This window comes from Rhizobium sp. GW821-FHT14E12 (assembly GCF_058803745.1).
The window spans coordinates 183,786-207,712 of record NZ_JBXAPH010000005.1 but is presented as its reverse complement, the minus strand read 5'-3'; the positions used below and the strand labels follow the sequence as shown (position 1 = coordinate 207,712).

26 protein-coding genes are annotated in these 23,927 nt (G+C 60.8%); 13 read left to right on the top strand and 13 right to left on the bottom strand.

What is annotated here, in order from left to right:
* The first annotated feature begins 15 nt into the window (after positions 1-15).
* Positions 16-483, top strand: a complete 468-nt coding sequence (locus AC1RO0_RS20360) for an Lrp/AsnC family transcriptional regulator (protein WP_498594610.1) — start codon at positions 16-18, stop codon at positions 481-483.
* Positions 484-664: 181 nt separating this feature from the next.
* Here the strand turns inward: AC1RO0_RS20360 and AC1RO0_RS20355 are convergent, their stop codons facing one another.
* Positions 665-1,069, bottom strand: a complete 405-nt coding sequence (locus AC1RO0_RS20355; protein WP_498594609.1) for a hypothetical protein — start codon at positions 1,067-1,069, stop codon at positions 665-667.
* A gap of 118 nt (positions 1,070-1,187) precedes the next feature.
* Here AC1RO0_RS20355 and AC1RO0_RS20350 point away from each other — a divergent pair, with 118 nt between their 5' ends.
* On the top strand, positions 1,188-1,577 hold the full coding sequence (locus tag AC1RO0_RS20350) for a cupin domain-containing protein (protein ID WP_498594608.1): 390 nt from the start codon (positions 1,188-1,190) through the stop codon (positions 1,575-1,577).
* A 107-nt stretch (positions 1,578-1,684) separates the two neighbouring features.
* On the opposite strand, the gene AC1RO0_RS20345 is transcribed toward AC1RO0_RS20350, so the two are convergent.
* The 6 genes from AC1RO0_RS20345 to ffh all read right to left on the bottom strand — a co-directional run bounded on the left by AC1RO0_RS20345 (position 1,685) and on the right by ffh (position 6,590).
* Positions 1,685-2,419 carry a phosphotransferase gene (locus tag AC1RO0_RS20345; RefSeq protein WP_498594607.1) on the bottom strand — a complete coding sequence of 245 codons (735 nt, stop codon included), beginning with the start codon at positions 2,417-2,419 and terminating at the stop codon, positions 1,685-1,687.
* A 470-nt stretch (positions 2,420-2,889) separates the two neighbouring features.
* Entirely contained in the window at positions 2,890-3,582 is a 693-nt protein-coding gene (gene trmD / locus AC1RO0_RS20340; protein WP_498594606.1) for a tRNA (guanosine(37)-N1)-methyltransferase TrmD, read from the bottom strand.
* Between the two features lie 7 nt (positions 3,583-3,589).
* Positions 3,590-4,162, bottom strand: coding sequence for a ribosome maturation factor RimM (gene rimM, locus AC1RO0_RS20335; RefSeq protein WP_498594605.1), 573 nt, complete (start codon positions 4,160-4,162; stop codon positions 3,590-3,592).
* Positions 4,163-4,285: 123 nt separating this feature from the next.
* Positions 4,286-4,648, bottom strand: coding sequence for a 30S ribosomal protein S16 (gene rpsP / locus AC1RO0_RS20330; RefSeq protein ID WP_007693780.1), 363 nt, complete (start codon positions 4,646-4,648; stop codon positions 4,286-4,288).
* Between the two features lie 49 nt (positions 4,649-4,697).
* Positions 4,698-5,006, bottom strand: coding sequence for a chorismate mutase (locus AC1RO0_RS20325; RefSeq protein ID WP_498594604.1), 309 nt, complete (start codon positions 5,004-5,006; stop codon positions 4,698-4,700).
* Between the two features lie 18 nt (positions 5,007-5,024).
* Positions 5,025-6,590, bottom strand: coding sequence for a signal recognition particle protein (gene ffh / locus AC1RO0_RS20320; protein WP_007693777.1), 1,566 nt, complete (start codon positions 6,588-6,590; stop codon positions 5,025-5,027).
* A gap of 415 nt (positions 6,591-7,005) precedes the next feature.
* Between ffh and AC1RO0_RS20315 the strand changes: the two genes are divergently transcribed.
* The gene (locus AC1RO0_RS20315; protein ID WP_498594603.1) at positions 7,006-7,968 is read left to right on the top strand and encodes a hypothetical protein; all 963 of its coding nucleotides are present in this window, start codon (positions 7,006-7,008) and stop codon (positions 7,966-7,968) included.
* Positions 7,965-8,984, top strand: coding sequence for an MBL fold metallo-hydrolase (locus AC1RO0_RS20310; protein WP_498594602.1), 1,020 nt, complete (start codon positions 7,965-7,967; stop codon positions 8,982-8,984). Before AC1RO0_RS20315 ends, AC1RO0_RS20310 begins: the two co-directional genes overlap by 4 nt.
* Before the next feature lie 80 nt (positions 8,985-9,064).
* Here the strand turns inward: AC1RO0_RS20310 and AC1RO0_RS20305 are convergent, their stop codons facing one another.
* Complete coding sequence (locus AC1RO0_RS20305; RefSeq protein ID WP_498594601.1) at positions 9,065-9,508, bottom strand: SRPBCC family protein; 444 nt, start codon at positions 9,506-9,508, stop codon at positions 9,065-9,067.
* A gap of 264 nt (positions 9,509-9,772) precedes the next feature.
* Here AC1RO0_RS20305 and AC1RO0_RS20300 point away from each other — a divergent pair, with 264 nt between their 5' ends.
* The 7 genes from AC1RO0_RS20300 to AC1RO0_RS20270 all read left to right on the top strand — a co-directional run bounded on the left by AC1RO0_RS20300 (position 9,773) and on the right by AC1RO0_RS20270 (position 16,514).
* On the top strand, positions 9,773-10,489 hold the full coding sequence (locus AC1RO0_RS20300) for a pentapeptide repeat-containing protein (protein ID WP_498594600.1): 717 nt from the start codon (positions 9,773-9,775) through the stop codon (positions 10,487-10,489).
* Between the two features lie 347 nt (positions 10,490-10,836).
* Positions 10,837-11,424 carry a hypothetical protein gene (locus AC1RO0_RS20295; RefSeq protein WP_498594599.1) on the top strand — a complete coding sequence of 196 codons (588 nt, stop codon included), beginning with the start codon at positions 10,837-10,839 and terminating at the stop codon, positions 11,422-11,424.
* 113 nt (positions 11,425-11,537) lie between these two features.
* Positions 11,538-12,443: a diaminopimelate epimerase gene (gene dapF / locus AC1RO0_RS20290; protein ID WP_498594598.1), complete on the top strand. Its 906-nt coding sequence runs from the start codon at positions 11,538-11,540 to the stop codon at positions 12,441-12,443.
* Complete coding sequence (gene mtaB / locus AC1RO0_RS20285) at positions 12,440-13,714, top strand: tRNA (N(6)-L-threonylcarbamoyladenosine(37)-C(2))-methylthiotransferase MtaB (RefSeq protein ID WP_498594597.1); 1,275 nt, start codon at positions 12,440-12,442, stop codon at positions 13,712-13,714. Before dapF ends, mtaB begins: the two co-directional genes overlap by 4 nt.
* A 15-nt stretch (positions 13,715-13,729) precedes the next feature.
* A complete protein-coding gene (ftsY, locus tag AC1RO0_RS20280; protein ID WP_498594596.1) occupies positions 13,730-15,211 on the top strand; it encodes a signal recognition particle-docking protein FtsY in 1,482 nt (493 codons plus the stop codon).
* Positions 15,208-15,924, top strand: coding sequence for a septation protein A (locus AC1RO0_RS20275; protein ID WP_498594595.1), 717 nt, complete (start codon positions 15,208-15,210; stop codon positions 15,922-15,924). Before ftsY ends, AC1RO0_RS20275 begins: the two co-directional genes overlap by 4 nt.
* Positions 15,921-16,514 (top strand): DUF2585 domain-containing protein, encoded by a 594-nt coding sequence (locus tag AC1RO0_RS20270; RefSeq protein ID WP_498594594.1) that lies wholly within the window; start codon positions 15,921-15,923, stop codon positions 16,512-16,514. Before AC1RO0_RS20275 ends, AC1RO0_RS20270 begins: the two co-directional genes overlap by 4 nt.
* A gap of 202 nt (positions 16,515-16,716) precedes the next feature.
* On the opposite strand, the gene AC1RO0_RS20265 is transcribed toward AC1RO0_RS20270, so the two are convergent.
* The 5 genes from AC1RO0_RS20265 to ccmA all read right to left on the bottom strand — a co-directional run bounded on the left by AC1RO0_RS20265 (position 16,717) and on the right by ccmA (position 19,826).
* Entirely contained in the window at positions 16,717-17,328 is a 612-nt protein-coding gene (locus AC1RO0_RS20265; RefSeq protein WP_498594593.1) for a DsbE family thiol:disulfide interchange protein, read from the bottom strand.
* A complete protein-coding gene (gene ccmD, locus AC1RO0_RS20260; RefSeq protein ID WP_498594592.1) occupies positions 17,325-17,498 on the bottom strand; it encodes a heme exporter protein CcmD in 174 nt (57 codons plus the stop codon). Before ccmD ends, AC1RO0_RS20265 begins: the two co-directional genes overlap by 4 nt.
* A 1-nt stretch (position 17,499) precedes the next feature.
* Positions 17,500-18,261 carry a heme ABC transporter permease gene (locus AC1RO0_RS20255; protein ID WP_498594591.1) on the bottom strand — a complete coding sequence of 254 codons (762 nt, stop codon included), beginning with the start codon at positions 18,259-18,261 and terminating at the stop codon, positions 17,500-17,502.
* A gap of 58 nt (positions 18,262-18,319) precedes the next feature.
* Positions 18,320-18,979 carry a heme exporter protein CcmB gene (gene ccmB / locus AC1RO0_RS20250; RefSeq protein WP_498594590.1) on the bottom strand — a complete coding sequence of 220 codons (660 nt, stop codon included), beginning with the start codon at positions 18,977-18,979 and terminating at the stop codon, positions 18,320-18,322.
* 199 nt (positions 18,980-19,178) lie between these two features.
* On the bottom strand, positions 19,179-19,826 hold the full coding sequence (gene ccmA, locus AC1RO0_RS20245; protein ID WP_498594589.1) for a heme ABC exporter ATP-binding protein CcmA: 648 nt from the start codon (positions 19,824-19,826) through the stop codon (positions 19,179-19,181).
* Between the two features lie 262 nt (positions 19,827-20,088).
* Between ccmA and acnA the strand changes: the two genes are divergently transcribed.
* Positions 20,089-22,779 carry an aconitate hydratase AcnA gene (acnA, locus tag AC1RO0_RS20240; RefSeq protein ID WP_498594588.1) on the top strand — a complete coding sequence of 897 codons (2,691 nt, stop codon included), beginning with the start codon at positions 20,089-20,091 and terminating at the stop codon, positions 22,777-22,779.
* A gap of 262 nt (positions 22,780-23,041) precedes the next feature.
* A complete protein-coding gene (locus AC1RO0_RS20235) occupies positions 23,042-23,785 on the top strand; it encodes a DUF1223 domain-containing protein (RefSeq protein ID WP_498594587.1) in 744 nt (247 codons plus the stop codon).
* The last annotated feature ends 142 nt before the right edge of the window (positions 23,786-23,927 follow it).

Below are 23,927 nucleotides of genomic sequence, written 5' to 3'. Positions count from 1 at the left end.
ATATATTCGGAGGGAATGCGCGTGGACGAGAAAGATCGCGAAATATTGTCGATCCTGCAGGACAACGCCGACCAGCCCGCGAAAGCCATCGCGCAAGCCGTCAATCTGTCACCCTCCGCGGTTGAGCGGCGTGTCAGCAAGCTTAAACGCGAGGGCGTGATCGACCGGATCGTCGCTGTCGTCAGCCCTGCCGCCGTCGGTCGGAGCCTCAGAATTTTGGTCGAGATCGAAATACAAAACGAGTATCGCCACAATCTCGAAGCTTTCCAGCGTTGGCTCGTCCAGGCGCTGGAAGTTCAATCCTGTTGGTACGTCACCGGCGACACTGACTTCGTTTTGTCGGTAACGGTGCGGGATATCGATGAATATAACGCCTTCATCGAGCGGATGATGACAGATCAGCGAGAGCTTGTGCGCAAGTACAAAAGCCTGATCGCGCTCAAAACGATCAAGCATGGGATGGCTCTTTCGTTAGATGAATAGGGCGCACCGGTGCCAACTAACTTGAAAGCCCGAGCTTTTTGATGTGCTGAACGGCTGCAATCTGCGCAAAGCAGGCGAACGCTGTCGTCGCCTTTTGGGCCGAAGCTGCCACTGACTGGAGTTAGCTTTTGCACGCTTCAAGCGGTTTGAAGGCAGCCGCGAGTGTTACACATTTCCTGATTTATGCAGCACTATCTGGCGATTGCACTGGAAGGTAGCTCATTGGAACGAGGCGAGTGTGCAGATCGGGGCCATCTGATTGACTAGGATCATAGAAGATGCCGTTATCGGCATCGTAGAGGATGAAGTGGTCTCCTTCGACATGGACTACCGCTACTCCCCGAACATCGGCCCAGTTCTTTACCTCTCGTAACCCGCCAGTATGCCAGCCCAACTCGGTTAGGACGCCGCGCAGTTCGTTCCACGTTGTGTAATGATTGGTCTGAACGCCCCAATTGATCATTCTGGCAATTTGGTCGTAGGGTTTGCCCGTCAGCATCTGCAAGACGAAAACGCCGCAGCCATCATCCTTTGGACATTGCGTGACAAATTTAAAGCGGACCTTATCGGCTGCGGGTTGTGTCAATGCTCAGTCGCCTTTTGGCCCTTGGGGAATTTTTGCACAAGGCCCGTGATGTTACCACGCTTCCTTCATGGTAGGCATGCCTCGTTTCAGTATGGCGAACCAATAGGAGCTAGCTGCAATGAAGTGTTTGCGCATCTATGCCACCCCCGATGGCGAGTCGCATTTCGACGAAGTCGAATTGCCGACGACGAAGACGTCGGTGCATCCCGATGCTGTGCCGTTCGATGTTACGGCCAGTTATCCGGCGTCCCGCGTCCGCCTCACCCACATCCCGGCCGGGATGCGCGAGGTTGCCTGGCATAAAGTCCCGGAGCCGGTGCTGACGGTCAGGCTGGATGGTTCGGTTGACTACGAGACGAGCGACGGAGAGGTGCGTCACGTTCCGGCAGGTAGCTTCGTGTTGGTGGAGGACACGCACGGCAAGGGCCATCTGTCACGGCATTCCCCAGAGGCGCAAACTGTCATCTGGATTTCATTGCCGAACGGCTTCGAATTGCCACCCGCATAATCCGTCTAGGCATGCTGTCAGCTCCGCGATTGAGAACGATCGCGATTGACGCAATGTGGTCACCGGAGGTTCCGGCATGGAATGGCCCGTCTATCCGCCAAAACCGCTTAGACCGCTCGAACTTCGGCAAGCCGCTTGACTGCGTACTCGTCCTGCCAGCAAACGGCGGCTTCCCACGCGGCTGACGCTTGCGCGGCAATGTCATGCGCGTCATCGTCGAGATCGGCAGCGTTGCCAGGCAGCACGAGGTCAAGGTCGGGGACGTCGACATGTGACTCATCCCAGTCGATCAATGCGACCCGATCTGCGGTCATGCGGACGTTGCGAGGGTTATTGGGGTTTCCGTGGACAACGCATGTCTGAAGCCCGATTAGCCGCGCCCACGCTGCTCGACATCGAATGACGCCCTCGGGCGGCATCGCGGCAAGGTTGATCTTCGTTCCGGTCTCGGCATGGAGGAGGTCGGTCGACGATCGCCAGCCGGGGCGCTGTGGCCAGCCCTGTGTCAACCGATGCAGCTCGCGGAGCGTATCGGCCACGCGACGCCAGTCGGTTGTCGTCTCGGGCGGTCCGCCCTCCATGTACCTCATCACCACCAGACCGTCCACGAACAGCCGCCCGTCAGCTGTCGGGATCGGCGCTGGAACGGTCATACCTTTACGGTCGAGGTGTTGGAGCAGCTCGGTTTCCCATGCGAGATCAGCGTCGGTCCTGGAGCCGAGGCGACCGACCGCGATCTGCCCGTTGACGCGAACGCTCCATACGTCGTTGGCAATCCCACCAGTAAGTGGTTCGATGCGAGCGGCGTCTTCACCCCATTGCCCGAGTGCTTCCCATCCCATTGGCGATGTCCTTGGGTTTTGATGACAGCTGTTGGCCCATTGCGGACTAAATGGGCGGCGCTTCTCTAATCGGCGGGCGCTTAAGGTTCGCTGGTTTCGTTATTTCTTCTTCTCTTGATCGCGATGCCACTTGATGGCGAAGAACATGCCCGTACCTAACACGAGAAGCTTGAGCGGAAAGAAGACTATAGGGAACCAATCCCACATTTCGGATATTTCCAGGCTATTACTTGACACTATCTATCGTGAGGGAGCACTAGCTCAAAACTGCTGCATACAACATCAGCCATGTTGACGCAGATGAGATCATAACATTCCCATCACACGGCATGAGTGGGCTTGCCCCATGTTTCCGGACAGGTTGTTTCACCTAACAAGCTGGTGACCGCTTCTGGCGCAAAGCGGCCTCATGCCGCCGCCTAGCACAGCAGCATCGAATGCCATCGCACCCGCAGCCCAGCCTATCGCTGCTAAGTCTTCGGTTGCTTCTCCAGTAGATCCGGCCGGCGTTCTTTCGTCAGCTTTTCGGCTTCCTGCTTTTGCCATTTGGCGATGGCGCCGTGGTTGCCTGAGGTCAGGACGGCGGGGATTTCGCGGTCTTCCCAGACCTGGGGGCGGGTATAGTGCGGATGCTCCAGCAGGCCGCCCTCGAAGCTTTCGTGCAGGCCTGAGAGATCGTTGCCCATGACGCCGGGCAGGATGCGGACGATGGCGTCGAGCAGGATCAGCGCCGCCGGCTCGCCGCCGGAGAGGATGTAGTCGCCGATCGAGACCTCTTCGAGATCACGTCCGTCAATCACCCGCTGGTCGACGCCTTCGAAGCGGCCGCAGACGATGATGACGCCGTCGCCGGCGGCGAGTTCGCGCACGCGCTTCTGCGTCAAGGGTTTGCCGCGCGGGCTCATCAGCAGGCGCGGGCGATTGTCGTTTTCGGAGGCATGGTCGATGGCGCGGGCGAGCACATCGGGCTTCAGCACCATGCCGGCGCCGCCGCCGGCGGGAGTATCATCGACGGTGCGGTGCTTGTCGGTGGCGAAATCGCGGATCTGCACGGTGTCCAGCGCCCACTGCCCTCGCTCCATCGCCTTGCCGGCGAGCGACGCGCCGAGATGGCCGGGAAACATCTCGGGATAGAGCGTCAGGATGGTCGCCCGAAAACTCATGAGCAGATCACTTCTTCGTCTTGCCGGGCGGCTTCGGCGGCTTGCCGGTGAGATCGTCGGGGGTGTCGATCAGGCCGGCGGCCATCGGATCAATCAGGATCTTGCCGCCTTCGAGGTCGATTTCTAGTACGGCGGCCTCGGAGAAGGGGATCAGCACCGGGCGCTTGCCCGGCCCTTTCAGCTCCAGCAGATCGCCGGCGCCGAAATCATAGACGCCACTGACTGTGCCGTAGCCGGTACCCTTGTCATCGACCGCTTCCAGGCCCTCGAGGTCGGTATAGAAGAACTCGTCCTCCTCCAGCTCGTCGTCGGGCAGGTTGTCGCGTTCGATATAGAGTTCCAGCCCGTTCAGCGCCTCGGCGGCATCGCGGTCGTTGACGCCGCGAAAGCGCACGATCACCACGTTCTTGGCTTCACGGACTTCCAGCACTTCGAAGATGCGGCCGTCCATGCTGTGCAGGTGGCCATAATCGCCGAGCGCGGTCGGGTCGGAGGTAAAGGCACGGGCGCGCACTTCGCCCCGCAGGCCCTGCGCAGCGCCGATGGTTGCCATCAATACCGGGTTTTCAAGTTTCGTCATGGTCTCGTTGCCGACTGCCGGAGGATCGATTGCGTTCTCTCATAAGATGAAGCGCACGAATAGGAAACAAAAAACGGGCGGCATGTCGCCATGCCACCCGTTTCAGATCGTCGTTACGGCTGATTATTCAGCAGTAGCAGCGGCGGCGTCAGCAGCCTTCTGTGCCTTTTCAGCGGCGCGTTCCTGGGCGCGCTTGCCCGGCTTTGCCTTTTCCGGGTTGCTCTTGACTTCGCGCTTGGCAACGCCGGCTTCGTCGAGGAAGCGCAGAACGCGGTCGGTCGGCTGAGCGCCGTTGTCGAGCCAATGCTTGATGCGGTCGGCGTCGAGTTCAACGCGCTTGGCGTCGTCCTTGGCGAGCATCGGGTTCCAGGAACCGACCTTCTCGAGGAAGCGGCCATCGCGCGGCGAACGGGCGTCGGCGATAACAACGTGGTAGTACGGGCGCTTCTTGGAACCACCGCGGGCGAGACGAATTTTCAGTGCCATGTTTCTTACTCCTTAGGCTTTTTGTGACCGCTTTTCTGGGGCGGTATGGTTACTTCGCGCTGCTCAGGTCGGCAGCGATCTGTTCGTGATGCCGGATGACTTCCTTGATGACGAAGTTCAGGAACTTCTCCGCGAAATCCGGGTCCAGATTGGCGTCCCTTGCCAGAAGGCGCAGGCGTTCGATCTGGAATTCCTCGCGCGCCGGGTCGGCCGGCGGCAGATTGTATTTGGCTTTCAGCACGCCGACCTCTTTGGTGCAGCGGAAGCGTTCGGCCAGCATGTGCACCAGTGCGGCATCGATATTATCGATCGACTGGCGGTAGTTGCCCAATTGGGCCTTGACGTCTGGATCAATCATGGGGGTCAACGATCCTTCTCACTTCTTCTTCGGCAAACCGGGCAATCCCGGGAAACCACCACCGAGGCCGGGCAGCTTGGCGCCGCCCAGACCCGGCAATCCACCGCCGCCGAGGCCCGGCATGCCGCCGGGACGGCCGAGACCGGCGGCTTCGGCCTGCTTCTGCAGGGCTTCGAGCTGCTTGGGATCCATGCTCGACAGGTCGGGCATGCCGCCCATGCCGCCGCCAAGACCCATCTTGCCGGCAAGGCCGCCCATCATCTGCTTCATCATGCCGCCTTTGCCCTTGCCGCCCATCATCTTCATCATGTCCGCCATCTGGCGGTGCATCTTCAGAAGCTTGTTGATGTCGGAGGCGTCGGTGCCGGAGCCGCTAGCGATGCGCTTCTTGCGGGAGTGTTTCAAAAGATCCGGATTGGCGCGCTCTGCCTTGGTCATCGAGGAGATGATGGCGATCTGGCGCTTGAACAGGCGATCGTCGAGGCCGGCGGCGGCCATCTTGTCCTTCATGCCGGACATGCCGGGCATCATCCCCATGATGCCGCCCATGCCGCCCATTTTCTGCATCTGGCCGAGCTGGTCGGCCAGATCGTTCAGGTCGAACTTGCCCTTGGCCATCTTGGCGGCCATGGCGGCCGCCTTTTCGGCGTCGATGTTCTCGGCGGCCTTTTCGACCAGCGAAACGATATCGCCCATGCCGAGGATGCGGTCGGCGATGCGGCGGGGATGGAATTCTTCCAGCTCGCCCATCTTTTCGCCGACGCCGATCAGCTTGATCGGCTTGCCGGTGACGGCGCGCATCGAAAGGGCGGCACCGCCACGTCCGTCGCCGTCCATGCGGGTCAGCACGAGGCCGGTAATGCCGACGCGATCGTCGAAATTGCGGGCGAGGTTGACGGCGTCCTGACCGGTCAAGCTATCGGCGACCAGCAGGATTTCGTGCGGATTGGACTTCTTCTTGATATCCGCCATCTCGACCATGAGCGGCTCGTCGATATGCGTGCGGCCGGCGGTGTCGAGGATGACGACGTCATGGCCGCCGAGCTTGGCGGCCTGCACGGCGCGGGCAGCGATATCGGTCGGCGACTGGCCGGCGATTACAGGCAGCGTGTCGATGCCCGCCTGGACGCCGAGCTGGCGCAACTGCTCTTGCGCTGCCGGGCGGCGCGTGTCGAGCGAGGCCATCAGGACCTTCTTGCGGTCGCGGCTGGTCAGGCGGTGGGCGATCTTGGCCGAAGTGGTGGTCTTGCCCGAGCCCTGCAGACCGACCATCATGACGACGACCGGGGCCGGCGCGTTGAGGTCGATGCCGACACCTTCGCCGCCGAGCATTTCGATCAGCTCGTCATGGACGATCTTGACGACCATCTGGCCGGGCTTGATCGACTTCAGGATCTCGGCGCCAACGGCCTTTTCGCGGACGCGGTCGGTAAAGGAGCGTACGACATCCAGCGCCACGTCGGCTTCCAACAGCGCGCGGCGAACCTCGCGCAGCGCTGCGGAAACATCGGCTTCCGAGAGCGCACCGCGGCCTGTCAGTCCATTTAGAATGGAACCAAGACGGTCCTGGAGGTTTTCAAACATCGTTTCTTCCTTATCGATCGCTCGGGGCTTTTGATTTGCGCCTATGCCTTATCTTTCTCGGCTTCGCCTCGAAAGGGATATGCGCGGGTCACCGCCCGAAAACGTCGTGCTTTTCCATGACGAAAACAAGACGCAAAGCCAAAAAGCACCCGAGGGCGCAACGCGCTGTCGGGTGTTGACCTCCGGGATCTCTTTATACCTTGTAGGGTCCCGGTCGGTGGCTCGGAGGCTTGTGCTCGTCGCAGATGAGCGCGGATAAACAGGAAACGGCCGGCAAAGTCAAGCCAAAGGGCAAAAATGCCACAGCGGGGCCAGTGTGATCGGCTGGGGCTGTGAATGGGATTTCGTTGATGGCACAGTCCGCTATTGTTGTGCCCACCCGCCGTGACGATGTGATTCCCCGAGACAGACGCGAATGAACGATGCAGCCCTGACCAATCTCCTGACCGCCTGTCGCGTCTATGGCGGCGGTCGTGTCGACGCATGTTTCAACGAGGCGGCGCAGGCCTTTTATGCGGGGGCCAAGGCACAGCCGAAGATCGTGTCGCGGGCGGCGCGCGAACTGCGCAGCCTGCCGCCTCCCGGTGCTGCGATCCTTGCGAATATGCTGGGCACCATTGCCGAGACGGTCGGCTCGCCAGAGCGCAGCGGTCCGGCGGTGTGGGAGCTTTATCTTGCCTGGCTGCCGCAGATCCATCGCGGTTTTTCGAGCCGCAAGCCGCTCAGCCCCCGGCAGCAGCAATTGCTGGAGGCCTTTCAGCTTGTCGGCCAATCGGTCGTCTCGCATCTCGCCATGATGCCTGGGGAGCGTAAGCTTGCTGCAGAAAATGCGGGTCTCATGCAGCAGCTTCAGGATTTACAGGATCATACGCCGGGTGCGGCCTGGGTGCGCCAGATGTTCCTTTGTCGCAGCGATGAACTGATCGTCCTGCACCAGCCGAGTGGCCGGGGTTTCCGGCTACGCTATGAGAATATCGCCAATTGCTGCCATCTCTTCACGCTGATCCAGGCGGCCCTCGGCGAAACCCTGCCGGGCGGACGCGAGCCGAACAGGTTCATCGTCGATATGGCGCGGTGCGTGACGCTGGTGGAGGACGGGACCGACGAGGCCTGGTGGCATTATGGTGCTCCGGCAAGTCAGGCTGCCATTGCCGGCGAGGCCTCCGTCGACAGCATTCCGAGCATCGACGGCACGCAGATCATCCTTCTCTCGCCTGCTGCTGCCGGCGCCCCGCTCTGGGATACGAGCTTCTTTACGCCGCAGCTCTTCGCGATGCCGGCGAATGTCGTGATCGAGAGCGAACTGACCGCAGTGGAGAGCGGCGAATGGTTGGCAAAGACCGGTGTGCCGGCGGGACAAGGGGCTGGCATGCAATGACTGAAACGTCCGGCTCCGGCAAAAAGCAGAATCCCTATTATCAAGGCCCTGTTTCCGACCATTTCGACGGCCTGCGATTTTTCAATCCCGGAGGCGTCGAGCCGGGGAGCCTTCTCGACGTCCTGAAATGGAAGCTTGGCGGCGGACGGGCGCGTTGGCCCAATCCGGTGGTCAGCGTCTTTCCGCCGGCAAAGCCCGACAGGCATGTTTTCGGCGAGGCATTGCGGGTGACCATGGTTGGCCATGCCTCGATGCTGATCCAGGTGGAGGGGCTGAATATCTTGACAGATCCGGTCTGGTCGAAGCGGGCTAGCCCTTTCACCTTCATCGGGCCGAAACGGGTCGTTCCGCCCGGCATCCGTTTCGAAGACCTGCCGCCGATCGATCTCGTGCTGGTCTCGCACAATCACTACGATCATCTCGATCTCGCAACGCTGAAGCGGCTGCACGAGGCGCATGCGCCTGATATCGTCACGCCGCTCGGCAACGACACGATCATCAAACGCGGCATTCCCGGCGCGAAGATTTCCACGATGGACTGGGGCGATCATCTCGCCATCAACGCCAAGGTGGCCATCGATGCCGAACCCTGCCATCACTGGTCGGCGCGCGGTGCCGGCGACCGCCGCATGGCGCTCTGGGCCGCCTTCGTCATCACCACGCCGGCCGGCAAGATCTACCATGTCGGCGATACCGGCTTTCATGGCGGCATCAATTATGAGGCGGTTCGGCAAAAACACGGCGGCTTCCGCCTCGCCATCCTGCCCTTCGGCGCCTATGAGCCGCGCTGGTTTATGCGCGGCCAGCACCAGAACCCGGCCGAGGCGGTTCGCGGTATGACGCTCTGCAACGCGGCTTATGTCGCCGGCCATCATTTCGCGACCTTCCAGCTGACGGACGAAGCGATGGATGCGCCGGTGCGGGCACTGGATGTGGCGCTTCGTGAGCAAGGCGTGGAGCCGGATCGGTTTCGGCCGTTGAGGGCTGGGGAAGTGTACGACGTCCCGGTTGTCTGAGGGACAACGCACGGACAAATCGGATCGCGACGATCACCGACGCGATCCGATTGCAAGAGCCCTTGCTTGCTCCTCATGCATTATTCGTTGATATCGGGCTCGACTAGCTTTGCGAGGTTGCGCAGCGACTCCTGCCAGCCGAGATAGCAGGCCTCGGGCGGGATGACATCCGGTATCCCCGCCTGAGTGATGTTCACCTCGGTCCCGACCAGGACCTTTTTCAACGTCACGGTCACTTCCATTTCGCCCGGCAGGTTGGGGTCGTCGAATTTGTCCGTGTAGCGCACCCGCTCGCCGGGAACGAGCTCGCGAAATTCACCGCCGAAAGCATGGCTTTTGCCCGTGGTGAAGTTGCGGAAGGACATTTTGAACGTACCGCCGACTGTCGGCTCCATGTGATGCACGGTGCAGGCAAAGCCGTTCGGCGGAAGCCACTTGGCGAGCGCATCCGCCTCGATGAATGCGCGATAGACCTTCTCCGGGCTGGTCGCCAGGACGCGATGCAGGCGTATGGTATTCGGCATGGTCATGATCCTTCTGGTTGATGGAATGAACGACCCTAGGACGAATGTAATGTCTGCGATCCGACATTGGATCGAATTTTTATTGAACAGGAACTATGTCTAGGCTACCTAAAGCTACCGAAAATTGGGCCGGTTGGTAATCCGGTCACTGCGTCACGCAGCTCAAGCTCCTTGAGCCTCCACGGTACCAGTTGGTTCAGAAATGGCCGGCGAGGTATGTGGTTCCGTGCCCCGTTCCCTCGTCGATAGAGAAGGAACATTGAAATGGCGCCTCTAGGTTCACCGCAGACATCACAGATTCCATCGACCAATATTGTCGAGAACAGCCAGCTCGGTCGCCGGGATCTCGAAAATCTATCGAAAAGCGGATCGGCGCACAGACTCGTGGGCTGCATTCTCGAGGAAGTCGATCTTTCGCGGTTGTCGCTGGATGGCTGGGTCTTGGAGGGGTGCAATGTCAAGAAAGCCGATTTCACAGGTGCAAAACTAGGTTCTACCCTGTGGTCGGGCTGTAAGGGTGGATTTGCGGATTTCACAGGCTGCGACCTTTCCGAGAGCGCGTTCGAGGGATGCGACTTCAACAACAGCAACTTCAGGGGGGCGACGCTCACCGGTTCGCAATTCCAGCGGTGCAAACTGACGGGCGCCAATCTTTCGGAGGCGAAAACACTCAACCTGTCCTTCAACGAGACGTTGCTGGCAGACGCTAGATTGCCCGGCCTCTCGTTTAGAAAGTCGCGTCTGGACGGGCTCGATTTTCAGATGGCAGACCTGCGGAAGTGCGATTTCCGCGACGCGGTGTTTCAGAACTGTAGTTTGCGTGATGCAAATTTGGTTGATTGCCGGTTTGAAGGCGCCGATCTGCGCGGCGCGGACCTTGGGGGCATCCGCTTGTTGAACGCCAAGCAATTCAAGGGCGCGACCATCTCACGCGACCAGGCTGGACAGCTGCTTGCCGAGTTGGGGTTGAAGGTTCGTTAGGGTACCGGGCAGGTCATCGTCGTGCCGTGGGAAATACCAGGAGAATGTCTCGATACGATTTTCGCTGCGTTGTGTTCAGCCCATGGGTGTGAATGGCGGATTTGCGTGACAAGTGGTCTACACGGGTTCAATTCTCCTGGTTTGACGGAGTGGACGTGTGAAGCAATAAGCTAGCGGCGCCTTTTGGGCCGGAAGCGGCGGCTGCACTTGACAACGACTCCAACCAGCCGCGCCACACGGCATAATAATCGATCTCAGCTGCTGCGAGCATCTTGAAACAGCAACCGATAGTATACGATATGAATCGCAACATCAGTTGTACCTGCGGTTGTTCAATGGGCGGATCAATGGACTGGAAAAACAAGCACCTCCTAGTAAGGGCGGCAAGGCTTACCGCTCTCGGCTGGCTCCTTTTTTGCCTACTAGTTGTGGTTCTTTTTTTGATCTGCACCGGGGTCGCAGGATATCGCTTCCTTCCGTCGACCGAATGGATAGCATCGACCGGGCGATTGGGTGTCGCAGTGGGCGGGGGTACGGCGCTGCTTTTGTTTTCGCTTGTGCTGTTTGGCGCCATACGAAAACTGCAAAACGGAACATTGGAAGACGGGTGGAAGCCGGCGTTGCTTATCTTGTTTTCCCCAGTTCTTGGTTATTTTTGGGGCTACATGGTGGGGGTTATGGCTGGGCCAATGATCCTGGCCTTGGTCGCAGGACATCACGAGGAGCTTCCCTACACCGTGGGTCGCGCCGACAAACACTATGAAAAGCATTGTTATTCACCACTGGAACTTCAGGATCTTATGGTCGGATTCGACAGGGTGTGCGGTGTTTCTGACGAGTTCAGGAAAGGCCTTACGACCGGCACCCATATTATTGTTGCCGGCCACGGCACTCGTTACGGCCTTTTTGCGACAGAGCTACGTCGGGACAATTGACGTTCAGCCTTTGCGTGATCCGATGCTCTCGGCTATGAGCCTTATTGACCCTACTGGTAATTCCCCCACATTTCCGCCATATACAGCTCGAAAACACTGACGGGCATACCAGCATGAGCAACACGGTCGAATTCGCGCGGATGAACGGGCTTGGCAACAAGATCCTGGTTGTCGACATGCGCGGCCGGAAAGATGTGGTGACGGCGGCTGCCGCGATCGCGCTCAATGCCGATCCGGCGACCGAGTTCGATCAGATCATGGCGATCCATGATCCGAAGGCTGAGGGCACCGACGCCTGGATCGATATCCTCAATTCCGACGGTACCAAGGCGCAGGCCTGCGGCAACGGCACGCGCTGTGTCGTGCAGGCGCTTGCTGCCGAAACCGGCAGGAAGGTGTTCACTTTCCAGACCGTCGCCGGCATTCTGAATGCCGTCGAGCATGAGGACGGCACGATCTCGGTCGACATGGGTAAGCCGGTGTTTGCGTGGGACAAGATCCCGCTTGCCGAGGAATTCGCCGATACCCGTCGTATCGAGTTGCAGATCGGGCCGATCGACAATCCTGTCCTGCATTCGCCTTCGGTGATGTCGATGGGCAATCCGCATGCGATCTTCTGGGTCGACAAGGACCCGATGTCCTTCGATCTCGCCCGCTTCGGACCGCTGCTGGAAAACCATCCGATGTTTCCCGAGCGCGCCAATATCACGCTGGCGCAGGTGCTTTCGCCGGCCTCGCTGCGCACCCGCACCTGGGAGCGCGGCGCCGGCCTGACGCTTGCCTGCGGTTCTGCCGCCTGTTCTGCCGCCGTCAGCGCCGCCCGCACGGGCCGCACCGGCCGCAAGGTGACGATCGACGTTGCCTCAGCTCCCGCATCGGGCCAACTCACCATCGAATGGCGAGAGAGCGACGACCATGTCGTCATGACCGGTCCGGCGGAATGGGAATGGTCTGGCACGGTCGATCCCGTGACGGGCAGCTTTTCGCGCGATCTGGAGCAGGGGGCTCAGGCGCGGTGAGCGGGGTCGAGGTCATTACCTTCGGCTGTCGTCTCAACACCTATGAATCCGAAGTGATGAGGGCCGAGGCAGAGAAAGCCGGGCTTAACAACGCCATCCTGGTTAACACCTGTGCCGTCACCGGCGAGGCCGTGCGCCAGGCGCGTCAGGCGATCCGCCGCGCGCGGCGCGACAATCCGCATGCCCGTATCATCGTCACCGGCTGCGCCGCGCAGACGGAGAAGCAGACCTTTGCCGAGATGGCCGAAGTCGATGCCGTGCTCGGCAATGAAGAGAAGCTGATCAGCGCGTCTTATCGTTCGCTGCCGGATTTCGGCGTTTCGGCGGAAGAGAAGCTGCGGGTCAACGATATCATGAGCGTGCGCCACACCGCGCCGCAGATGGTCAAGCATATCGACGGGCATGTGCGCGCCTTCATTCAGGTACAGAATGGCTGCGACCATCGCTGTACCTTCTGCATCATCCCCTATGGCCGCGGCAATTCTCGCTCCGTGCCGATGGGCGCGGTGGTGAGCCAGGCGCGCAACCTGGTCGAAAGCGGTTATCGCGAGATTGTGCTGACCGGTGTCGATGCCACCAGCTATGGCGGTGATCTGCCCGGCGAGCCGACGCTCGGCCTTCTGGCGAAGACGCTGCTGAAACAGATCCCCGAGATCCGCCGCCTGCGGCTATCCTCGATCGACAGCATCGAGGCGGACGCGCATCTGATGGACTTGATCGCCGACGAGCCGCGTTTCATGCCGCATCTGCATCTGTCGCTACAGCATGGCGACGATATGATTCTGAAGCGGATGAAGCGGCGGCATTCGCGCGCTGATGCCATCCGGTTCATCGAGGACGTGCGGCGTCTGCGGCCGGAAATGAGCTTTGGCGCCGATATGATTGCCGGTTTTCCGACCGAAACCGACGAAATGTTCGAAAACGCCGTCAGCCTGGCGGAAGAGGCCGGCATCGCGCATCTGCACGTCTTTCCCTATAGCCCGCGCCCCGGCACGCCGGCGGCCCGCATGCCGCAGCTCGACCGCGCGCTGATCAAGGAGCGCGCCGCTCGTCTACGCGCGGCTGGACAAAGGCTGCATCAGGCCCATCTCGATACTATGGTCGGCACGCAGCAATGGTTGCTTGTCGAAAACAACGGCTTGGCGCATACGGAAAACTTCACGCTTGTCGCGGCACCTGGCCTTCGGCCGCGCGACCTTGTGCAGGTGGCGATCACCAGCCACAATGGCAAGCACCTCGACATGCAACTTGCGGCCGCCGACGCGGCCTGACCCCACGGAATTTTCATGGCGCTCAGTTTCATCAAAAAAGTCTTCACCTTCGGCCGCGAAAAGCCGGTGGAAGAGAAAGCGCCGGAAGAAGTTTCTTCGGTTGAGGTTGCTGTTCCCGCGCCGGAAGAGCCTGTTGTGGATTTGCCAGCGGCGTCCGAGGTTGCCGAACCTGTGGAGCCCCCCTCTGTCCCTTCGGGACATTTCCCCCACGAGGGGGGAGATCAGTTGGAGGATGCCGCGCCGATTGAGCAAGAGCAGCGGGTTGAACAGCCTGTAGAGGCCGTAGTTTCGCCCGAGCCTGAGGTACAAGAGCAATCCGACGAGAGCGAAACAGTTGAGGCAGAGCAATTTGCCGACACGGTAACCGACATTGTGGCAGAGGATGCTGCCCCAGAACCGATCTCCCCCCTTGTGGGGGAGATGTCCGACAGGACAGAGGGGGGTGACGAAGCCTCGACAGACACGGACCTAACCTCGAAAGACACCTCCGCCGCCCCCATCCTCCCCAAAGGCTTCGCCACCGCCTCCAGCATCCCCGAGCCGGAACTCGAAGCCCCCAAGCAGAAGCTCTCCTGGTTCCAGCGCCTGCGCGCCGGCCTTGCGCGCACCTCCTCGCAGCTCACCGGCCAGATCGCCGCACTGTTCACCAAGCGCAAGCTCGACGACCAGACGCTGCAGGATCTGGAGGATCTGTTGATCCAGGCGGATCTCGGTGTCGAAACGGCAATGCGGGTGACCGACACGCTGGCCTCGGAGCGCTACGGCAAGGACGTGACCGGCGAGGACGTCAGCCGGATCATGGCGCAGGAAATCGCCAAAGTGCTGAAGCCGGTCGCCAAGCCGTTGCAGCTCGATCTCAGCCACAAGCCGCATGTCATCCTCATCGTTGGCGTCAATGGCACCGGCAAGACGACGACGATCGGCAAGCTGGCGGCGAAATTGTCGGGCGCGGGTCTGAAGGTCATGGTTGCCGCCGGCGATACGTTCCGTGCCGCCGCCATCGAGCAGCTGAAGATCTGGGCCGACCGCACCAAGTCGGAGTTCATCGGTACCAAGCTCGGGGCGGACGCCGCCGGCCTTGCCTTCGATGCCTTTCAGCAGGCCAAGGCCAACAAGAGCGACGTGCTGATCATCGACACCGCCGGCCGGTTGCAGAACAAGGTGGAGCTGATGGCGGAGCTGGAAAAGATCGTCCGCGTGCTCGGCAAGCTCGATCCGGATGCGCCGCATACCGTGTTGCAGACGCTGGATGCGACCACCGGCCAGAATGCGCTGAACCAGGTGGAAATCTTCCGCAATGTCGCCGGCGTCAACGGCTTGATCATGACCAAGCTTGACGGCACTGCGCGCGGCGGCATTCTGGTGGCCATCTCGGCCAAGCATAAGCTGCCCGTCTATTTCATCGGCGTCGGCGAAGGTGTAGACGATCTCGAGCCCTTCGAGGCCGAAGAATTCGCCCAGGCTATTGCCGGGATCAACCCCGGAAACGGCCAATGAACGACAAGACCAAACTCGACGATAGTGAAAGCGCCGCAATGACGACCAGTGACCGTGACCTCGCCCCAAGTGCTGCCGACAAGCATCATCCGTTGTTGAAGCTGGTGCTGGAACTTGGACCATTGTTGGTGTTCTTCTTCGCCAATCTGCGCGGCGAATGGCTGGTGCAGCAGTTCCCGGCGCTGTCCGCCCTCGGCGGGCCGCTCTTCGTTGCCACGGGGCTGTTCATGGTGGCGACGGCGCTGTCTCTTATCGTCTCGAAAATCATGCTCGGCCATCTGCCGCTAATGCCCTTCGTTTCGGGCATCGTTGTCCTCATCTTCGGGGCGCTCGGCATCTATCTGCAGAGCGAAATCTTCATCAAGATGAAGCCGACCATCGTCAACGCCCTGTTTGGCGTGGTGCTGCTCGGCGGGCTCGTCTTCGGCAAGTCGCTGCTCGGCTACGTCTTCAACGCCGCCTTTCAGCTCGACGCGGAAGGCTGGCGTAAACTCACCTTCCGCTGGGGTATTTTCTTCCTGGTTCTCGCTGTGCTTAACGAAGTCGTCTGGCGCGGGTCGAACTGGCTTTACCTGCCCGACGTCAAGGCGGCGGACAATCTCTGGGTGAACTTCAAGGTCTGGGGCACGATGCCGATCACCATCCTCTTCACGCTGTCGCAGATGCCGCTGATCATGAAGCACACGATCGAGCCGCCGGCGGAAACCGAATGATGGTCACGCTCCCCGACGCTGAAAACCGTTACCAGCGGCAGAGCTTCTGGCTCATCGCCTGCGCCCTGGTCCTGCTCGTGCAGATCGTCGCTGAATATATGATGGGGCGGACCCCGATCTGCACCTGCGGCTATGTCAAGCTCTTCGAACCCGTGGTCAATTCCAGCGGCAATTCGCAGCATATCGCCGACTGGTACACGCCGTCGCATATCATCCACGGCTTCCTGTTCTTCGGGCTGACGCATCTGATCATGCGCCGCAAGCCGCTCTCCATGCGCCTGTTCGTCGCCATGCTGATCGAATCCGGCTGGGAGCTGCTGGAGAACTCGCCCATCATCATCAACCGCTACCGTGCGGCGACGATCTCGCTCGACTATGTCGGCGACAGCATTTTGAATTCGGCGATGGACGCGGTTTTCATGGTCGTCGGCTTCCTGTTTGCCTGGCGGGCACCGGTGGCGCTGACCATCGTGATCGCCATCTTCTTCGAGCTGCTGACCGGCTGGCTCATCCGCGACAATCTCACCCTGAACGTCATCATGCTGGTCTGGCCGATCGAGGCGATCAAGACCTGGCAGGGTGGGCTTTAAGTCTTTACCCTCGCCCCTGCGGGGGTCCGAAGGACGGGTTGAGACCCGTGGCTCAACCCAGGCATGGGTGGCGCGTAGCGCCGGGTGAGGGGGCGTTACTGGGAAAATTGCCTTTCGCTTGCCGCTTAAGGCCTTCGTCGCTTTGCTCCTCAGCCCCCTCATCCGCCCTGTCGGGCACCTTCTCCCCGCGGGGAGAAGGAATTCAGGCCCCCGGCTTCCCCAGCGCCTTTTCCATGGCTGGATACAGCCCTTCCTTGAGACTGGTGGCGGTGAAGGGGCCGACCTGTTTGTAGAGGATCGTGCCGTCGGGGGCGACGAGGTAGGATTCGGGGATGCCGTAGACGCCCCAGTCGATCGCGGCGGAGCCATTTGGATCGATGCCGATGGCGCTATAGGGATTGCCGAGCTCGCCGAGGAAACGCAGGGCGTTTTCGCTGGTGTCCTTGTAGTTGATGGCGACGATGTTGAGGTGGCCGTCCTGGGCGAGCTGCTTCAGGACCGGATGTTCCTCGCGGCAGGGGATGCACCAGGAGGCGAAGACGTTGACGAGCGTCAGCTTGCCCTTGATGGCGGCGTCGGTCAGTGGCGGCAGGTTGGAGCCGTCAAGCGGCGCCATCGCCAGTGCCGGCGCTTTCGTGCCGATCAGGGCGGAGGGGATGGCTGAGATATCGGTGCCGTGGACTTCCTGATCATACATCACCTTGCCGACGGCAAGCGCAATGCAGGCAAAGACGATCAGCGGAATGAGTGCCATCAGATAGCGTGCGGTGCCGCCCGATTTCGGCTCGCTGCTTTTTTCGATTTCGATGCTCATTGCGCCTTGTCCTTTGGCGCGCTCTGCGACCGGCGGCGGATGCCGGAGGCTTCGAGCATGGCCATTTCCTTGCGACGCAGACGGCCGTCGATCCATGTCCAGGCGATGACGGCGATGATCATGGCGGCGGCGAAGCCATAGGAGCCGAAGACGTAGAAGGGATGGGTCATGCTAATCCTCGCGGGCGGCCATGCGCGCGGCGAGACGGCGCTGTGCGGCGATGCGGCGGCGCCAGATCTCGTTGCGGATCGCCATCAGGTGCAGGGTGAAGAACAGCAGCGTGAAGGCAAGCGCCATGGTGAAGAGCGGCCACAGGAATTCCGCATCGATGGCCGGGCCATCCATGCGCATGAGGCTTTCCGACTGATGCAGCGTGTTCCACCAGTCCACCGAGAACTTGATGATCGGAATATTGATGAAGCCGACGAGGATCAGCACGGCGGTGACGCGCGCAGCCTTCGACGGGTCATCCATGGCGCGGTTGAGCGCGATCAGGCCGAGATACATCAAAAAGAGAATGAAGACCGAGGTCAGCCGGGCATCCCAGACCCAATAGGTGCCCCACATCGGCTTGCCCCAGAGCGAGCCGGTAACCAGCGCAATCAGCGTGAAGGCGGCGCCGAGGGGGGCTGCGGCCTTGGCCGAGACATCGGCGAGCGGATGGCGCCAGACCAGCGTACCGATCGCCGATAGGCTCATGATCGTGTAGCACATCATCGACAGCCAGGCGGCCGGCACATGGATATACATGATGCGGACCGTATCGCCCTGCTGGTAGTCGCCTTCAGTCGAGAAGGAGAGGCAGAGGCCGATTGCGAAGAGTATGGCCGTGATCGCCGCCAGCCAAGGGATCAGACGCGCCGACAGCGCCAGGAACCGGGTCGGGTTGGCGAGGTCGGAAAATCGGCTGATCGCAGGGCTGATATCGCTCATGCGGTTTGTTTAACCCGATATGCTTTTGACGGCAATCGACCGTATTGCCTGAGATCGATCAATCCGTCGTGTTGCGCAAGGCGAGTGCCGCCGCCGCCGGACCGAGCACGGCGAAGAACAGGGTGAGCGCCATCAGGATGAGGAAAGGCGGCAGGAAGGGCTGCGGACCTTCGACGGCGGCATAGGTGGCGCTGACGCCGAAGATCAACACGGGAATGGCGAGCGGCAGCACAAGGATCGACACCAGCAAGCCGCCGCGCGGCAGGGCGACGGCAACGGCGGCACCGACCGCGCCGATGAAGGTGATCGCCGGCGTGCCGACGAGGAGAGTCAGGGCCGTCGCGCCGATCGCCATCTCGTTCATGTTCATGAAGAGCCCGAGCAGCGGCGAGGCGATCACCAGCGGCAGGCCGGTCGCCACCCAATGCGCGGCGCATTTGGTCAGTACCGTCAGCACCAGCGGCGTTTCCTGCATCACCAGCAGATCGAGCGACCCGTCATCACGTTCGGCCTGGAACAGGCGGTCGAGGCCGAGCAGGGCGGAGAGCAGCGCGCCGATCCAGACGATGGCCGGGCCGATGCGCGACAGCAGCTTGAGGTCGGGGCCGACGCCGAAGGGAATGACGGCGACGACGGTCAGGAAGAAGAGAATGCCGATGAGGGCGCCGCCGCCGGCGCGGACCGAGAGTTTGAGATCGCGGAGGAAGAGGGCGGTCATGCGGCGAACTCCTTGATTTCATTATCGACGGAGATCGCGGTTTTGCCCCTCACCCTAGCCCTCTCCCCGCAGGCGGGGAGAGGGGACGATGGAGCCAACCAAGCCCCTTCGCCCCGTGAAACGGGGAGAAGGTGGACTTGAGCGGTTACGCTTTGCGAAACCGTGAAAGGACGGATGAGGGGCCATGTGGGACGTATGGTCATCCCCAAACCCCCTCACTCACTCCGGCAAACCCCGTCATCCGCATCTCCCGCGCATTCTCCAGTCTCAGCGGCTGATGCGTTGCCGCGAGCACGATCCCTCCCGCAGTCTGATGCGAGGCGATCAGCTCCGAAAGCAGCCGGTCCGCCGCCGTATCCAATGCCGCCGTGGGTTCGTCGAGGATCCAGATCGGGCGATAGGCGACCAGCAGTTTGGCGAAGGCAATCCGGCGTTGCTGGCCGGCGGAGAGGTAGCCGAAGGGGAGGTGGGTGATGTTGGCAAGACCGACGGCTTCGGCTGCGTCCTCGATCGCAAGACCGGCGCCGCCCTTGATGTCGCCAAGAAACTCTTTCCAGAATGTCAGGTTCTCCGCAACCGTAAGTTCGGATTTCATCGCATTGCGGTGTCCGAGATAGTGGCTGGCTTCCCCTGGCTGACGGTCCGATTCTCCTTGGGAATCCGTGAGAATCACCCGGCCCTTTTCCGGTCGCAGCAGGCCGGCGACGACACGCAAAAGTGTTGATTTCCCCGAGCCGTTTCGGCCCGTGAGGATCAATGCCTCGCCACCGCCCAAGTCAAAGGAAACGTTCGCGAAAATCAGGTCCTCGCCCCGCCTTGCGGCCAGGTTTTCAGCGCTTAGATACATCAGCTTAGGCTTTCCCCGTTTTCGTTGTCGCAGTGCGAAAAAAATCTCGAATTTTGCGCTCGGCCACTCTGGCAAGTCTTTACGAAATTATCTATAAGACCGGCAACCACGCCAGCGGTCGGCGTGAATTTCATCCTAGCGCCGAACATAAGGTGTTTTGCCTTACGTGCGGACAGCGGAAATGGCCGTACCCGCATCCTGATGTGCATAAAGTGCATAGGCGTTCGCACGACTGTGTTGGCTATCAGAAACGGGGTATCTCGTGTCTAAATCTCTTGACAGTTTCAATTGTCGGTCCACGCTTAACGTGGGCGGAAAAGACTATGTCTATTTCAGCCTGCCCAAGGCCGAGGCCAATGGTCTGCCTGGTGTCGCCAAGCTTCCCTATTCGATGAAGGTGCTGCTGGAAAACCTGCTGCGCTTCGAAGACGGGCAGACGGTCACCAAGGAACACATCCTTGCCGTTGCCGAATGGCTGGTCAACAAGGGCACCGTCGAGAATGAAATCGCCTATCGCCCGGCGCGCGTGCTGATGCAGGACTTCACCGGCGTTCCCGCCGTGGTCGATCTCGCGGCCATGCGTGACGCGATGGTGTCGCTCGGCGGCGATCCTGAAAAGATCAACCCGCTCGTTCCCGTCGATCTCGTCATCGACCACTCGGTCATCGTCGACGAATTCGGCACGCCGCAGGCTTTTGCCCGCAACGTCGAGCTGGAATATGAGCGCAACGGCGAGCGTTACCGCTTCCTGAAGTGGGGCCAGCAGGCGTTCAAGAACTTCCGCGTCGTTCCTCCGGGCACCGGCATCTGTCACCAGGTGAACCTCGAATATCTCGGCCAGACCGTCTGGACGAAGGAAGAGGACGGCGAGACGATCGCCTATCCCGACACCTGCGTCGGCACCGATTCGCACACGACCATGATCAACGGTCTCGGCGTTCTCGGCTGGGGCGTCGGCGGTATCGAAGCTGAAGCCGCCATGCTCGGCCAGCCGGTCTCCATGCTGCTGCCGGAAGTCATCGGCTTCAAGCTCACCGGCAAGCTCAAGGAAGGCGTCACGGCGACCGACCTGGTGCTGACCGTCGTGCAGATGCTGCGCAAGAAGGGCGTCGTTTCCAAGTTCGTCGAATTCTTCGGCCCCGGCCTCGATGCGCTGCCGCTCGCCGACCGCGCCACCATCGGCAACATGGGTCCGGAATATGGCGCGACCTGTGGCTTCTTCCCGGTCGACAAGGAAACGTTGAACTATCTCAACATGTCCGGCCGTACGAAGGATCGTATCGCGCTGGTCGAAGCCTATTCGAAGGCGCAGGGCATGTGGCGCGACAATGACGGTGCCGATCTCGTCTTCACCGACACGCTCGAACTCGAGCTTAGCGACGTTGTGCCGGCCATGGCCGGCCCGAAGCGCCCGGAAGGCCGCATTCCTCTGGAAAACATCGCCTCCGGTTTCGCCGGCTCGCTGGAAACCGAATACAAGAAGCCCGGCCAGCTTTCGAACCGCTATGCGGTCGAAGGCACGGATTTCGATCTCGGCCATGGTGACGTGGCGATCGCCGCCATCACCTCCTGCACAAACACCTCGAACCCGTCGGTGCTGATCGCTGCCGGCCTTCTCGCCCGCAACGCCGTTGCCAAGGGCCTGAAGAGCAAGCCGTGGGTCAAGACGTCGCTCGCGCCCGGATCGCAGGTCGTCGGCGAATATCTCGCCAAGTCCGGCCTGCAGGCCGATCTCGACAAGCTCGGCTTCAACCTGGTCGGCTTCGGCTGCACCACCTGCATCGGCAATTCCGGCCCGCTGCCGGCACCGGTCTCGAAGACGATCAACGACAAGGGCCTGATTGTATCAGGCGTTCTCTCCGGCAACCGCAACTTCGAAGGCCGCATCTCGCCTGACGTCCAGGCCAACTACCTGGCGTCCCCGCCGCTCGTCGTCGCCTATGCACTCGCCGGCACGGTGCAGCTGGATCTGACCAGCGAACCGATCGGCGAAGACCAGGACGGCAAGCCGGTTTTCCTCAAGGACATCTGGCCGACCTCGCATGAAATCCAGGAATTCATCCTGAAGTATGTCACCCGCGAACTCTACGAATCCAAGTACGCCGACGTCTTCAAGGGCGATGCCAACTGGCAGGCCGTGCAGATTCCTCCGGGCCAGACCTACGCCTGGGACGACAATTCGACCTATGTGCAGAACCCGCCTTACTTCGTGGGCATGGGCAAGACCGGTGCCGGCATCTCCGACATCAAGGGTGCCCGCGTTCTCGGCCTCTTCGGCGACAAGATCACCACCGACCACATTTCTCCGGCCGGTTCGATCAAGGCTGCTTCGCCGGCCGGTTCCTACCTGCTCGGTCATGGCGTCGGCGTTGCCGACTTCAACCAGTACGGCACGCGTCGCGGCAATCATGAAGTGATGATGCGCGGCACGTTTGCCAACATCCGTATCCGCAACCACATGCTCGGCCCGAACGGCAAGGAAGGTGGCTACACCATCCACTATCCGTCCAAGGAAGAGATGTCGATCTATGACGCGGCCATGCAGTACAAGGCCGAGGGCGTTCCGCTCGTCATCTTCGCCGGTGTCGAATACGGCAACGGCTCGTCGCGCGACTGGGCTGCCAAGGGTACCAACCTGCTTGGCGTGCGCGCCGTCGTCGCCCAGTCCTTCGAGCGTATCCACCGCTCGAACCTGGTCGGCATGGGTGTCATCCCCTTCGTCTTCGAGGACGGTACCACCTGGGCCACCCTTGACCTCAAGGGCGATGAAGTCGTCTCGATCGAGGGCCTGGAAGATATCAAGCCGCGCGAGCGCAAGATCGCCAAGGTCACCTACGGCGACGGCACGGTCCGCGATATCCCGATCATCTGCCGTATCGATACGCTGGATGAGGTCGTCTACGTCAACAATGGCGGCATCCTGCAGACGGTTCTGCGCGATCTCGCTGCCTGATCGGCATTAAAGCCATCTTTGGACGCCGCCGGGGGATTTTCTCCGGCGGCGTCATGTTTTTCACGGTGATGTGTTCGGTGTGGCAGCCTCAGGGCTTGCTCTCACCCCATCGTGACTTTGCGTCATCGCGCTTAGCTATTATCTCTTGTTTCAGATTTATCAGGCTTGATGAGAGCTTTACGGATACCCTGGAAAGCGGCAAGCGATTTCAGGGTGCTGTATCGGCTTTGGCCTTCAGCGTCTGAGAAAGAGGTATAACGGCATGCGCCTTCGATTTTCGGTTCCACTTCTGGCAGGCATCGCGCTCGCGAGTTCGCTGCATGCGCAGGAGCTTGCCAAGATCAAGGGGGTTGTCGAGCTCTTCACGTCTCAGGGCTGTTCGTCCTGCCCGCCGGCGGATGCCGCGTTTCGCAAGCTGATCCGGCAGGGCGACGTCGTAGCGCTCGCCTATCACGTCGACTACTGGAACTATCTCGGCTGGAACGACACGATGGCGTCCAAGGACAATACGGCACGCCAGTATGCCTATGCGCGGACGATGGGCCGCAGCGGGGTCTATACGCCGCAGGCGATCATCAACGGCCGCGATCATATGAGCGGCGCGGACTTCGATGGCATCAATGTCAAGCTTAATGACTTTCAGCATCAGGGCAAAGGCCTAACGGTTTCGGTGAATGCCGCGATGAAGGGCGATGAGCTGGAGATCAAGATCGGTGCCGGTCAGGGCAAGGCCAATGTGGTCGTCGCCTATTTCGACAAAGAACAGCTCGTCTCCCCGAAGGGCGGCGAAAACAACGGTCAGCAGATCGCCTATCTGCATGCGGTTTCGGATGTCGAGACCGTCGGCATGTGGGATGGCAAGGGAATGAGTGTGGTCCTGCCCGCCAATGTCCTGGACAAGGACGGCCGGCGCGGTATGGCGGTTCTGCTGCAATCCTCCACGTCGTCGGGAGATCCGGCGGCGATCATCGGCGCGACCGTGCTGACGATTGGGTCTGACGGCTGATTGGCCCTTCCCGTAGTAGCTGGAAGTTCTTTGTTACTGAAAATCACTCGATTTCGGCTTGGGGCGAAAAGCGTCCCTATTTTGGCTGACGCCAAAAAGGGGAGGTGCCCGGCGAGGACGCATTCGGGGCTGGGGTTCGGTC

Bases quoted from the DNA above. Each gene is read 5' to 3' on its own strand.
- AC1RO0_RS20360 (WP_498594610.1), top strand. From the start codon at position 16: ATGCGCGTGGACGAGAAAGATCGCGAAATATTGTCGATCCTGCAGGAC.
- AC1RO0_RS20350 (WP_498594608.1), top strand. From the start codon at position 1,188: ATGAAGTGTTTGCGCATCTATGCCACCCCCGATGGCGAGTCGCATTTC.
- AC1RO0_RS20345 (WP_498594607.1), bottom strand. From the start codon at position 2,419: ATGGGATGGGAAGCACTCGGGCAATGGGGTGAAGACGCCGCTCGCATC.
- trmD (WP_498594606.1), bottom strand. From the start codon at position 3,582: ATGAGTTTTCGGGCGACCATCCTGACGCTCTATCCCGAGATGTTTCCC.
- rimM (WP_498594605.1), bottom strand. From the start codon at position 4,162: ATGACGAAACTTGAAAACCCGGTATTGATGGCAACCATCGGCGCTGCG.
- rpsP (WP_007693780.1), bottom strand. From the start codon at position 4,648: ATGGCACTGAAAATTCGTCTCGCCCGCGGTGGTTCCAAGAAGCGCCCG.
- AC1RO0_RS20325 (WP_498594604.1), bottom strand. From the start codon at position 5,006: ATGATTGATCCAGACGTCAAGGCCCAATTGGGCAACTACCGCCAGTCG.
- ffh (WP_007693777.1), bottom strand. From the start codon at position 6,590: ATGTTTGAAAACCTCCAGGACCGTCTTGGTTCCATTCTAAATGGACTG.
- AC1RO0_RS20315 (WP_498594603.1), top strand. From the start codon at position 7,006: ATGAACGATGCAGCCCTGACCAATCTCCTGACCGCCTGTCGCGTCTAT.
- AC1RO0_RS20310 (WP_498594602.1), top strand. From the start codon at position 7,965: ATGACTGAAACGTCCGGCTCCGGCAAAAAGCAGAATCCCTATTATCAA.
- AC1RO0_RS20305 (WP_498594601.1), bottom strand. From the start codon at position 9,508: ATGCCGAATACCATACGCCTGCATCGCGTCCTGGCGACCAGCCCGGAG.
- AC1RO0_RS20300 (WP_498594600.1), top strand. From the start codon at position 9,773: ATGGCGCCTCTAGGTTCACCGCAGACATCACAGATTCCATCGACCAAT.
- AC1RO0_RS20295 (WP_498594599.1), top strand. From the start codon at position 10,837: ATGGACTGGAAAAACAAGCACCTCCTAGTAAGGGCGGCAAGGCTTACC.
- dapF (WP_498594598.1), top strand. From the start codon at position 11,538: ATGAGCAACACGGTCGAATTCGCGCGGATGAACGGGCTTGGCAACAAG.
- ftsY (WP_498594596.1), top strand. From the start codon at position 13,730: ATGGCGCTCAGTTTCATCAAAAAAGTCTTCACCTTCGGCCGCGAAAAG.
- AC1RO0_RS20275 (WP_498594595.1), top strand. From the start codon at position 15,208: ATGAACGACAAGACCAAACTCGACGATAGTGAAAGCGCCGCAATGACG.
- AC1RO0_RS20270 (WP_498594594.1), top strand. From the start codon at position 15,921: ATGATGGTCACGCTCCCCGACGCTGAAAACCGTTACCAGCGGCAGAGC.
- AC1RO0_RS20265 (WP_498594593.1), bottom strand. From the start codon at position 17,328: ATGAGCATCGAAATCGAAAAAAGCAGCGAGCCGAAATCGGGCGGCACC.
- ccmD (WP_498594592.1), bottom strand. From the start codon at position 17,498: ATGACCCATCCCTTCTACGTCTTCGGCTCCTATGGCTTCGCCGCCGCC.
- AC1RO0_RS20255 (WP_498594591.1), bottom strand. From the start codon at position 18,261: ATGAGCGATATCAGCCCTGCGATCAGCCGATTTTCCGACCTCGCCAAC.
- ccmB (WP_498594590.1), bottom strand. From the start codon at position 18,979: ATGACCGCCCTCTTCCTCCGCGATCTCAAACTCTCGGTCCGCGCCGGC.
- ccmA (WP_498594589.1), bottom strand. From the start codon at position 19,826: ATGTATCTAAGCGCTGAAAACCTGGCCGCAAGGCGGGGCGAGGACCTG.
- AC1RO0_RS20235 (WP_498594587.1), top strand. From the start codon at position 23,042: ATGCGCCTTCGATTTTCGGTTCCACTTCTGGCAGGCATCGCGCTCGCG.